The sequence below is a fragment of the Paenibacillus sp. FSL L8-0340 genome, assembly GCF_038593145.1.
In the GTDB taxonomy this organism is placed as follows: domain Bacteria; phylum Bacillota; class Bacilli; order Paenibacillales; family Paenibacillaceae; genus Paenibacillus_AQ.
In genome coordinates this window covers 3,120,554-3,132,155 of record NZ_CP151967.1, presented here as the reverse complement: position 1 = coordinate 3,132,155, position 11,602 = coordinate 3,120,554, and the positions used below count along the sequence as shown (strand labels likewise).

Here is an 11,602-nt window from a genome sequence, read left to right as displayed (position 1 = left end):
GCAGCCGATTATTTCCCCAGCTCTTCTTTGGTATAATAGCCGCCATCCACCAGCACTTTATCCACATTGCCTGCATCCACAGAGACTGGCTCCAACAGGTAGGAAGGAACTATTTTTACGCCGTTGTCATAGGTAGTCGTGTCGTTGACCTCTGCCTCTGTGCCTTTCAGTACGCTTTCCGTCATATCTACCGCTTTTTTGGCCAGCTCACGGGTATCTTTAAATACAGTCTGGGTCTGCTCTCCGGCTAAAATCGACTTCACGGAGGCCAGCTCCGCGTCCTGACCGGTGACAACCGGGAGCTTCTTGTCACCTGAGCCATACCCCACACCTTTTAGGGAAGACAGGATTCCAATGCTGATGCCATCATATGGGGAAAGAACGGCATCAAGATTCTCGCTCGCATAATTGGCACTTAGCAGATTATCCATCCGCGCTTGAGCGGCAGCACCGTCCCAGCGTAAGGTAGCGACCTGATCCATCGTGGTCTGTTTGCTGCGGACCACCAGCTTGCCGGAGTCGATGTAAGGCTTCAGAATGGACATTGCGCCATCAAAAAAGAAATAGGCGTTGTTGTCATCCGGTGAACCGCCGAACAATTCAATGTTGAACGGCCCTTTGCCGTCCTTCAGGCCAAGCTTTTCTTCGATATAGGAGCCTTGCAGCACACCGACCTTGAAGTTGTCGAAGGTGGCATAATAATCGACATATTCACTTTTTTTGATCAGGCGGTCGTAGGCGATCACTTTAACGTCTGCATCATGCGCTTTCTGCAGCACATCAGTCAGGGCCTCACCGTCGATAGAAGCGATGACAATTGCTTTTACACCTTTGGTAATCATATTCTCGATCTGCGACACCTGGTTCTCCACGACATCCTCGGCATATTGAAGATCCGTACCATAGCCAAGCTTCTCGAACTCCTTCACCATGTTGTTGCCGTCATTCACCCAGCGCTCCGACGACTTCGTCGGCATAGCAATCCCTACCTTGCCTTTGGAATCATCCGAGCTGCCGCCTGCATTTTTTGTGTTGCCGCAAGCGGACATGATCAATACAACTACCAGTGTCAACATGATCAATGAGAATTTTTTCATTGCTGTATTCCCCCCTGGACTATTCTGTTGCCTTCGCGGGCGTCTCCCGTTTGACAAGTCGAGTATAACAAGGGGGATACGGCCCCGTATTTACACTCAAACTACTGTTTTTATAAAATCAAAACCTTTTTTGTCAGCGTTTACATAAAAACAAAAAACCACATGAGGCCGGAGCCTGCATGTGGGAACGTCTTCCTGAACAACTATGGACTTAAAGTACCCGGACGGGCATTCTAACTTTCTGCTCCCTGCCACTTACTCGTTATCACGGCCGGCTTCTCCGGGAAGCACACCCTTGCGAAACTGCAGGGGGGACACTCCTGTCTGCTTTTTGAACGAGGTGCTGAAATAATGCTGGGTCTCGTATCCTGAACGCTCTGCCACCTCATGGATGCTCATTTCCGTCGAATGCAGCAACTGTGCCGCTTTGCGCACTCGAATCTGTGTCAGATACGTTCCAAAGGATTCGCCGAGCTCCTGCTTGAACAGGCGGCTGAGATAGACCGGAGAGGCTTGAAGAGAACCCGCCATCGCCTCCAGGGTCAAGCCGTATTCACTGTAATGCTCAAGAATATATTGTTTGGCCCGGCGAACCAGCGGCGATAAAGGCTGCTCCTTGGCAAGCTCCGCTCTGCATTTACGGTATGAGGAGGCCAGCTCCTCAATCTCTCCTTCAACGGGCTGAATTCCCACTTCGACAGCGATTTTGAGATGACAGCGCACAGCTGCTTCAACTCCGGCCATTATACGCTCTCCCGCTTCATGCCAGAGAAGAATCACGATTAAACCTGCCGCATCGCGAAAAATAACTTTCGGGTACTTTTCCAGTAATTCAGCGGAAATATTCTCGATGGCGAAAAGAAACAGCTGGCGTTCCTTCTCCCCCATTCCCGAGGGGTGGGCTTCCCATCTCCAGCGGATGATGCCGATCAGTTCTGGGCGCTCCAGCGGCAACTGCAGAAAATGCAGCTGCTCAAGGATTTCTTCCCGGGTCAGATTTCCGTCCAGCCATTCCTGGCAGAAGCGTTCACGCAGCAATGGAAAGTTTTTGCTAATCTGTCTGGAGGCCTGCTGCAAATGCTGGTTCCGCTCTCTCACCGCATTCAGTTCATCCCGGACACCCCGCAGCACCTGCATCAGCTGCTTTGGTTCGGCAGGCTTGAGTATATAATCATTCACCTGCAGCCTTATCGACTCCTGGGCAAAGACAAACTCGTCATGTCCGGTAATCACGATGATTTTGCAGCCGGGGAGCTGCTCCCTCAGCCGCTTCATCAGTTCAATTCCATGCATAATCGGCATATTCAAATCAACGAGTGCGATATGGACGGTATGGTGAAGCGCAAGCTCAAGCGCCTCTTCACCGTCCTCCGCCTCCGCTACTACCTGAAGGCCAAGCCCTTCCCAGTCCACACATTGCTTAATTCCTTCACGGATGATGTCTTCATCATCGGCAATCATGACCTTCCAGTATTCCATATGCGCTTGCTCCCTCCATTCCATAATCAATCGCGGGGATACACTTCACGAACGACGGGATGCCGGATTGTTGCAGCGGTTCCCTCACCTTGTCTGCTGTCGATGCGGAGTCCGTATGGCTGCCCGTAGGTCAGCCTAATCCGTGCCTGTACATTGAGAATGCCGTAGCCGCTCCCTGTGCTGCCGGGAAGCGGCTGCTCCGCTTCAGCCGTATCACTACTGCTGCTCCCGACGGCCTCAAGCCGGTCGTTCAGGATGGAGAGCTGTGCTTCCGGAATGCCTGCTCCGTCATCTGTAACTGTCAAGTACAAATCCCCCTCACGTTCTACCACTGAAATGGTGAGTTGACCCGGACCGCGCCGCTCCTTGATTCCGTGATAAATCGCGTTCTCTACCATCGGCTGAAGCAGCAGCTTAAGCACATAGAGCTCCCGGAGCTGCGGCTCCACCTCAATGCTATACGTCAGCTTGCTGCTGTAGCGGACCTGCTGGATCTTCAGATAACTGATGATATGCTCCAGCTCATCGGAGAGCGGGACAATGTCGCTGCCTTTACTGAGTCCCAGGCGGAACAGCTTGGATAAAGACTGGACCACCTCGGCAATATCCTCCGCCCCCTTGCTGCGGGCCATCCAGTGGATCGTATCCAGCGTATTATATAAAAAATGCGGTTTGATATGCGCCTGCAGACTGCGCAGCTCCGCCTCCCGCTTCTGCCTGGCCTGCAGCTCCGTCAAGGAGAGCAGCCTGCTGATTTGGGCCAGCATGCTGTTGAAGCTGCGGCCAAGCAGTCCGATTTCATCCGAGCGGTTGCCCCAGTAGCGGATCGTCAAATCGCCGGATTGCGCCTTGCTCATGAAGGAAGCGAGCTGGCCGATCGGGCGGGAAATCGAATACGCCAGATAAAAGGATGCCGTCATCCCAAGCATACAGACCACAAACACAAACGTTACGACATTAAACGTAATCTCCCGCACGCCATAAGCCGATTCCTCCATAGGAAAGACGCCCATCGTCGTCCAGCCTGTAAAGGCCGAGGTCCTGTAGATCAACTGCAGATGGCGGCCGTCGACAGTTTCCGAGGTGATGCCGGAGGTTTCTCTGAACAGGCCAGCCGGAATCTTGTGCATAAAAGGATGCTGCGGAGCATAGATCATTTCCCCGCTGTCATCCACTACGGTCAAATAACCGGTTTTGCCCAGCGTCACATCGCGCGCCGTCTCGGCGATGACCCGCAGCTTCAAATCGACCAGAACCACGCCCTGCACCATCTGCGTCTCAGGGTCAACAATAGCTCTAACGGCGGATACCACTTCACTTTCTTTATAATCAACATGGGACATGACTGCGCGCCCATAAGGATGTCCGACAATTTTGAATATCCCTTTATTATCAACAGCCTGCTTGTACCATGCTTCATTAGTCACACGGGTTTCGGGGCGGGCATACATTTCATTACTGATGAAATCGCCTTCACGGTTGACCAGCATAATTCCGGCAATTTCAGAGCTAAGCGTAGTAAAGCCCTGCAGAAACTTGCGGATATTATACTCTGCCGATTCTCCGCTTGTGCCTGCTTCCTTCAACCGCGTTTCCGCCTTCTCGGTGCCATCCAGAAAAGCCTGCACCCCCGGATCAAAAGAAATCAGGTAGGTAATCTTCTGCAGATTCTCCACATCATTTTCCAGCGCCGTATTGACCTTGCCGATCAGCTGCATCGTATTCTCGTTGCTCTGCTCTTCGATAATCCGGTCCACCGTCCAGCCAATCAGCAATCCTAGCCCGATCGAAGGCAAAATACTGATCAACAAAAAATGGATGATCAGCTTATACCGGATCGGCAGATTGTTAAACTTCAGCTTCTCCACCGTCAAGCCGCTCTTCCGCATAAGATAATCCCCCCTGCATCAGCCTGCTTCTATTTGGCATAATAGTTGTCCACATTGGCCCGGCTCACCACATCAATGCCGGTGTCTACCGTATCAGGCACAGGAATAGGCTTGTTATTGGCGTAGGCGGCAGGGTCTTCATCCAGATCACGGTGTAAATGAAACAGCTCCGTAAGTGACCAGTAGCCCATATTCCAGGTACCTTGCGCCATCGTGGCGGCGATTCTGCCTTCTTTAACAAGATCAAGTGTGCCTTTATCCGTATCGAAGCTGATGATCTTGAGCGATGATCCGGCTCCCTGCTTCGTTTCCACCGCCTCGGCTACTCCTATTCCGCCATTAGACTCCGTAGCAAAAATACCTGTAAGCTCCGGGTATTCCGCTACCAGCTGTTCCGCCGCTTCCCTGGAAGCCACCTGATCGCCGCGTCCATCCTTGATTGCTACCAGCTTCATCTCAGGGAATTCGCTGCGGATGGTGATGCTGAAGCCGTCCGTACGCTCCTGATGATTATGCTGCTCCGGGGTCGTAATAATCGCCACCTCCCCTTTGCCGCCGGTGAGCTGGGCCATCTTCCGCGCTGCTTCAACTCCGGCATTGTAGTTGTTAGTGCCAAGGAAGGAGTAGGCCTTGCTATCCGGTGCCCCCGAGTCAAACAGCACGACAGGGATGCCGCTGTCCACGGCCTTGTTGATCGTAGCTGTGAGCAGCTCGGAATTGACTGCCGAAATGGCAATTCCCGCCGGTTTTTTGGCTATCATTTGCTCCAATACTGTCATTTGCTCATTGGCATCATGCTGGGTCGAGCCGTGGTATTCGACGGAGACGTTCAGCTCCTCCGCAGCATCTTCGAAGCCCTTCAGCACGCTTTTCCAATAATCAATTCCACTTTGAAAGGTAACCATCACATATTTATCTTCTATATTGCCGCGAAGTCCGGCTGTCTCCCATGGATCTGCAGCGTCGGCCTGCAGCTTGTAATTCAGCACATAAACGAGAAAAAGACCGATTAGCAGCACATAGACCATCCACAGTTTTTTCAAAATGTAACCCCTTTCACAAAAGAACAAGGTAGCACAGCTATTGCCATGATACCTCGTTTAATAGGAGAAAGGAATACCTCTCAGAATAGCAAATCCTGTGAATAATTCCCGCCCTCCAGCAGATCATACTCCACCATACGGTAGTCATCCAGCAGCTGTTGCTGTTCGGGAGTAAAAGCTGTCAGTGCACCGTTGGAACCGATCAGCACCTGCTTGCTCAGACCGGGCATCTCATCCTGCACTTTCCCCAGAAGTTTGTAGTACGGGGGCATAGGCTGCCCCGAGAGTCTAAAGACTGTAGGACCCAGAAAGGCCGGGCTGAGGGTGTTCAGCGGCTTTTTGCCAATATCAAAATTCGCCAGCATCACCAGCTTTGTCTCGTGCTTGAGCCTTGGCTCGCTGTCCCAGCCGGCATCCGTATATATTCCGGCCGACAATGCCGGCAAATGATCACCCCAGAAGACGGCAATCGTAGGACGATCAAGAGTTAGCAGCTCCTGCTGCAAATACGCCAGCGCCTCATCGGTCAGCTTGGTATTCTGTGTGTAGGTTTCAAGCTCGTCTTTATAGGACGGTGAAGTGCCTTCAACGGATATCGTATTCGGTCCATTGTGCCCCTTCGTAAACGGAAAATGATTCTGCATGGTCACCAGATGCAAAAACGCCGGGTCAGAGGACGCCTTCAGCTCCCGCAAAGCCTCCTGCACAGCCGCCTTATCGGAAATGTATCCCTCCGGTGTGATGCGTCCGGCATTGTCCAGATCCTTCTCGCTTGTAAAAGCATCAAAGCCGAGAATCGGGTACACGCGGTTGCGGTTGTAGAACGTCTCGTCATACGGATGCAGCGCCAGCGCCCGGTAGCCACGCTCCTTCAGAATGCTTACAATTGAAGGCAGTGAGGACATTTTCACTATTTTTTGCTGATACGGAATGGAACCGTCCTTAAGAAAATACATGGACATCCCTGTCAACGCTTCAAATTCTATATTTGCCGTATTGCCGCCAAACTCAGGCGAGAGCAGGAAACCGGAGGGTGTGGCAGATTCCTCCTGATGGATAAACTTTAGCGGATCTTCACTAAAGGAGAGCCCCGGCAGACGGGTAGGATCAAAGAAGGCTTCGTCCATCATGAACAGGATGTTCGGCTGCTGCGTTGCCTGTACGTTCGGAGCCGGATCCGGCAGCTTGCCGTATTTGGCGGCGATCTCCTCAATCGCTCTGCGGCTGTAGCCCTCAGGCTCTTCGATCAGGCTCTGGCGCAAATTGCCGGCAAAGGCAAATAAAAGACCGTTCTGTTTGTAATTCACCTTCTGGTTCCAAAAAATGTTCTGATATTTCATCGAAGCAGCCAAAGAAGACTGATGGGCGACCATAGAAACAAATCCGCTTATCATCGCCACAGAAAGTACGGTAATGAGCATTCTCAGCGGCAAGGCTACCTTAATCTTCGGCAGTTTGAAGATCAGCCAGACCACAGCGGCAATAAGCAGAACAGCAGCTGCCAGCGCAAGCGGTGGAATCATGCCTTTGGTAATATGGCTCATCTCCCCGGCATTTTTGAGCAGCAGCAAATCCCAGGGAAATAGCGGTTCTCCGGTGGTGGACAATTTCTTGTAATCGACAATACCCAGCATGATGCATAACACAGCGGCCATTGCAGATCCGGCGTAAACGCTCGGCAGTATCATAGAAAACACCAGCAGGAGAAAGAAAAAGAACAAGCCTCCGGCTAAATACAGCCAGTAATATTCTCCGATCCAGTTAAAAACACTCATCGCATCCATATTTAATGAAGCGGCCTGCATGAAGAAATTCAGAGCAAAGCCGCATAGCAGCAGAGCGAGCAGCAGGAAACCCAATCGTTTGGAAGGTAAAAAATAGCGCATATAAAATTCACTCCTAACTATACTAAACGTGTAGTATACGCTATTTAGCTTAAAGCTGCATTAAAAGATCGCACAAAAAAGCCCCACAAAAGTGAGGCTTGGCTTTACAGCTATGAATCTCTACTTCCTATTTCACGTACAGACGGCTGGTTTCTTCCCAGAATTCGCCCGGCTTCAGGCCGAACAATCCGATCTCATCGGCAGGAAGATCCACCTTCGGCGCATTCACCAGGTTAATCTGCGGCTCCGGACAGAAGAATCCTTCTGTAGCGCCATTGTTCCAGATCATCCATTGCTTGTAGGAGGTTCCGACATCATACACGAGCGTAACGCCGGACTTGCTGTCCGTCAGTTCCATCCGGTTGCGGCCGTTTTGCGGTACAGCGGTGTAATGGTTGTCCATCGGCGCAAAGAACGGATTGACTCCTTCATCACGCAACGCGATTTCCTCTGCCGTCAACTCCTGGAAAGCGCCGGTGGGCAGCATGCGCTCACTGAGCTCCCAGCGCTCGCCGATGGTCGCCTTCACGCGGTAATCCTGGGGCGAGCTGTCCGGTGCAAACGGCGCATTGATCGCTGTGTGGAAGGCCAGCAGGCAAGGCATCAGCTCGCCGCCGTCATTGTGGACCAGCAGTTGCTGGGACAGCCCGGTTGCTTCTCCCAGCGTGTAGCGCAGCTTGACCGTATATTTGAACGGCAGGTATTGATAGGACGGGTGATTCTCGTCCACCTTAATCGCCACCGTAACGAAGCTTTCGCTTTTACCGCTGCCGAATTCTTCAACTTCCCACGCAGCTGTATGTAAAAATCCGTGCAGATGGTTGCCTGTTGCAGCCTCATTCACCGGAAACTTGTAGGTTTGTCCATTCCACGGAAATTCCCCATCTTCATAACGGTTCGGAGGAAACAGTACAGGTATGCCGTGAATTCCAGGGCTGGCCTTAAAGGCCTCCATCTCTGCCGCGCCCGGCTCATGCAGGAAACGGTAACCGTTTTCGGTATCACGGAAGCAAATCAGATTGCCGCCGATGCCCGGCAGGATAGCTGCCTCGTAACGTCCCGCTTTCAGCCAGACTGCAGCTTCTCCTTCATATTGTCCTTCGAATGCAGTAATCGACATGATAACTTTATTCTCCCTTCCATATGTTCGAAATGACTATCTCCTAAATAGATTACCACATCTGCCCAGAAGGGAACATGTCATTTTTACAACTGTTCCACTTCTACGCTCATTACATGTTCAATTTTCTTCACATCATAATATATTTCCGTCGCATAATCCTGATCAGGTGCAGACAGCACCATGTCAATCAGTTGCCTGCCGTCATCCAGATCCTTGATCTTTATCCGCCGGATCGTCCGTCCCGGTCTTCTCGTCTTTCGTTGATCGGTCATTTGACGTCCTTCGATCTTCTGGATCACCTCGGTCAGCACATAATTGGGCTGCATTATGATCTTGACGGAAATCTCATGCTTGTTCAGCACCTGTGGTCCAACGGCTTTGATCAGCAGCGGTACAGCATTGACGGCGAACATCAGCAGCACAACTGCATACCCCGCTTCCACATAAAAGCCTGCTCCAACCGCGATGCCAATCCCCGAGGCCGTCCAGATCAGCGCCGCCGAAGTTAATCCGGAAATCGCGTCTCCGCCTCTGCGCAGGATTACACCCGCGCCCAAAAATCCGATCCCGCTGACAATCTGCGCCGCCAGGCGCATCGGGTCCATGTTGGGGTGATCCGTTCCCCCGAACTTGTCATAAGCATGGATCGAGACAAGCGTCACTAAACAGCTTGCGATACTGATGACCATACTGGTCCGAATCCCCAGCGGCTTTTGTTTTAATTGCCTGTCGATACCGATGAACAGCCCGAACAGCATGGCCACAAGCAGTTTTACTATCGATTCCGTGTGCAGATCAATCTCCATAGCTCCTCCTAAAAGTATATTTATGAATAAACAGATAGAATCAGTATACCTGAAAAAAACATGAAAGCTTAGCTTTATTTATAGCAAGATAACCCGATAAAATATTTAAATCTTAATGAACAAGAAGAAACGGCATCCCCGGCCTTTTGCGTCAACGATGCAGCCCTCTCGGGCTGAGCCTATGACAAGGAACGGATTCCGTTTCTTCTGAGGAAGAGCTATTCAATTCATTATATGCTTGGCTGCCCGTGGTTAGAAGAGATCAGCCATGCAGCAGCGACTCGGCTCCATCACAATAAATCTCTGTTCCTGTAATATGGTCCGAATCGGCGGATGCCAGGAACAAGGCAAGTTTAGCCACCTGATCGGGCCGTCCGGGACCTTCCTCCAGCGGCTGCCCGCCGTCCGGAAAGTTCACCTCGATCTGCACTTCTTTGAGATCGTCGGAAGGATACGTATTGTCATCAATATTCGTCTTGATCGCCCCCGGACAGATGGCATTCACACGGATTTTGTATTGGGCCAGCTCCAGTGCAGCCATCTTCATAAAAGCCACCTGACCGGCCTTCGTAGTGCTGTAGGCAGAGAAACCGATATTAGAGAACACGCGGTTGCCGTTAATCGAACTGTTGATCAGTATGCTGCCTCCGTTCTCTTTCAAATGCGGAATTGCATATTTGACAGTGGCAAAGGTTCCACGGAGGTTGATATGAATCGTCTGATCCCAGGACTCAATATCCATCGTTTCAATCGGAGTCATTGCTCCGTTAATCCCGGCATTGGCGAACACAACATCAAGCCGCCCCCACTTCGCGGCCGCTTGCTTCACCGCCGCTTCCACCTGCTGCGGTTCGGCAATGTCACATTCAATGACGACGGCTTCCCCGCCTTCCTGTTTCACCTGATGTACAACCTTCTCGGCATTTTCAACCGTCCGGTCGAGCAGTACCACCTTTGCTCCGTTTCTGGCGAACTCCAGCACCGATGCTCTTCCGATCCCGGAACCGCCTCCAGTAACAATAGCTACCTTGTCTTTCAGCTTCTGTTCTGTCATATTAGCCAATCCTCCCAATCTAGATCATCTGTATACGCTTACCGGTTAAGTTCTTTCCTTAACCTTTACCTCACATACAGGGAAGTGAATCGGCAACTCTAATTTCATTAGTCTTTGGTCAGTCTCCCTGGCGCAAATGAATAATCAAATCACTCAGGCCGGCCTCGCGGATCAAAGTGATAACTTCCCATACTTAAGCACACCTTTCCTGCTCTGATCCAGAGCAGATCATACTTTGACTCAACCCTTCAGCCCGCTGGTACTGATGCCATCCACTATCTGCTTCTGGAAGATAAAGAATATCAGCATAACCAGCGTGAGACTATAGGAGGACTCCGTCTTGGCAATGAAATACGTGCTTGAACATAACTGCCTGTCCGGTAAGGTTCGGCCGTGACACTTCCACTGCCAGCTCGCGCGGTGTAAGCAGCGGCTCTGCGGGATAGATTGAGCGGTTGCTTGCCGTATCAACTACAATTAGCTGCCCTTCGCCCGAAGCCATATTCGTGCTGTCGGCAACGATCCGTTCTACCCGGATGCGGATAACCAGCGTCCCTAGATGATCCAGTGTAAAAGTTGAGCCTGTATAAGACTTGATCTGGCGTACGGCAAGCAGCGAGTTTTTGCTGCCCTGGGTGTACCAGACATTGCTTCCTCCACCCTCTACAGCCAGCGGCTTCAGCTGATCCTGCAGGGACTGCGATACTCCTTCCCGGTTGCCGGCTGTCATCACACCGTCATTTGCATCCATCAGCATCATGGAATACACATACTTCTCCGCACCTGCAAAAGCCACCAGCCGGTTAATAATCTTGTTATGCAGCACCAGCCGCTCATAGGGTGTGGGTTGATCCAGCAGCTTGCGCAGACAATCCTGGATCTGTTCATCCGAGCCGACCGCAAAGGATAGCTGCTCCAGCTCCTTAAGCTCACTCTCTATGCTGCTGCCGACATACCAAGGACTTCAGATGACTTTTCATAAATTTGCCGGTCGTAGATCCGGTACACGTACTGAAGAAATATGAGAGAAAACAGAAACGACAGCAACAGTAAGAAGGAAATGAGCAGAATCATTTTGTTAAAGATCCCTGAATTCCTGTAAGCACTTTTATTATTTCGCAAGTACATTTCTTTTTCAATCCGCCTTCCCTTACCATTTATAAGGCCAATTCACTTCATGGGTCATTATTATCATAAACGAATGACACGGTTATGGAAATATAAC

General features: G+C 51.2%; 9 protein-coding genes. All 9 read right to left on the bottom strand.

What is annotated here, in order from left to right:
* Positions 1 to 8 precede the first annotated feature (8 nt).
* Positions 9 to 1,097, bottom strand: coding sequence for a multiple monosaccharide ABC transporter substrate-binding protein (gene chvE / locus NST07_RS13960; RefSeq protein WP_341092481.1), 1,089 nt, complete (start codon positions 1,095 to 1,097; stop codon positions 9 to 11).
* Positions 1,098 to 1,352: 255 nt separating this feature from the next.
* Positions 1,353 to 2,576 (bottom strand): response regulator, encoded by a 1,224-nt coding sequence (locus NST07_RS13955; RefSeq protein ID WP_341092480.1) that lies wholly within the window; start codon positions 2,574 to 2,576, stop codon positions 1,353 to 1,355.
* A gap of 26 nt (positions 2,577 to 2,602) precedes the next feature.
* Complete coding sequence (locus NST07_RS13950; RefSeq protein WP_341378343.1) at positions 2,603 to 4,465, bottom strand: sensor histidine kinase; 1,863 nt, start codon at positions 4,463 to 4,465, stop codon at positions 2,603 to 2,605.
* A gap of 29 nt (positions 4,466 to 4,494) precedes the next feature.
* Positions 4,495 to 5,508, bottom strand: coding sequence for a substrate-binding domain-containing protein (locus NST07_RS13945; protein WP_341378341.1), 1,014 nt, complete (start codon positions 5,506 to 5,508; stop codon positions 4,495 to 4,497).
* Positions 5,509 to 5,588: 80 nt separating this feature from the next.
* The gene (locus NST07_RS13940; protein WP_341092477.1) at positions 5,589 to 7,394 is read right to left on the bottom strand and encodes an LTA synthase family protein; all 1,806 of its coding nucleotides are present in this window, start codon (positions 7,392 to 7,394) and stop codon (positions 5,589 to 5,591) included.
* Between the two features lie 127 nt (positions 7,395 to 7,521).
* Positions 7,522 to 8,514, bottom strand: a complete 993-nt coding sequence (locus tag NST07_RS13935; protein WP_341378340.1) for an aldose 1-epimerase — start codon at positions 8,512 to 8,514, stop codon at positions 7,522 to 7,524.
* Between the two features lie 86 nt (positions 8,515 to 8,600).
* On the bottom strand, positions 8,601 to 9,323 hold the full coding sequence (locus NST07_RS13930) for an MgtC/SapB family protein (protein WP_341092473.1): 723 nt from the start codon (positions 9,321 to 9,323) through the stop codon (positions 8,601 to 8,603).
* A 262-nt stretch (positions 9,324 to 9,585) separates the two neighbouring features.
* Positions 9,586 to 10,377: an SDR family NAD(P)-dependent oxidoreductase gene (locus NST07_RS13925; protein ID WP_341378339.1), complete on the bottom strand. Its 792-nt coding sequence runs from the start codon at positions 10,375 to 10,377 to the stop codon at positions 9,586 to 9,588.
* Positions 10,378 to 10,699: 322 nt separating this feature from the next.
* Positions 10,700 to 11,203, bottom strand: a complete 504-nt coding sequence (locus NST07_RS13920) for a hypothetical protein (protein WP_342481749.1) — start codon at positions 11,201 to 11,203, stop codon at positions 10,700 to 10,702.
* Positions 11,204 to 11,602: the final 399 nt, after the last annotated feature.

Excerpts from the sequence above, each read along its gene's own strand:
- NST07_RS13935 (WP_341378340.1), bottom strand. The coding sequence starts at position 8,514 with ATGTCGATTACTGCATTCGAAGGACAATATGAAGGAGAAGCTGCAGTC.
- chvE (WP_341092481.1), bottom strand. The coding sequence starts at position 1,097 with ATGAAAAAATTCTCATTGATCATGTTGACACTGGTAGTTGTATTGATC.
- NST07_RS13940 (WP_341092477.1), bottom strand. The coding sequence starts at position 7,394 with ATGCGCTATTTTTTACCTTCCAAACGATTGGGTTTCCTGCTGCTCGCT.
- NST07_RS13930 (WP_341092473.1), bottom strand. The coding sequence starts at position 9,323 with ATGGAGATTGATCTGCACACGGAATCGATAGTAAAACTGCTTGTGGCC.
- NST07_RS13925 (WP_341378339.1), bottom strand. The coding sequence starts at position 10,377 with ATGACAGAACAGAAGCTGAAAGACAAGGTAGCTATTGTTACTGGAGGC.
- NST07_RS13950 (WP_341378343.1), bottom strand. The coding sequence starts at position 4,465 with ATGCGGAAGAGCGGCTTGACGGTGGAGAAGCTGAAGTTTAACAATCTG.
- NST07_RS13955 (WP_341092480.1), bottom strand. The coding sequence starts at position 2,576 with ATGGAATACTGGAAGGTCATGATTGCCGATGATGAAGACATCATCCGT.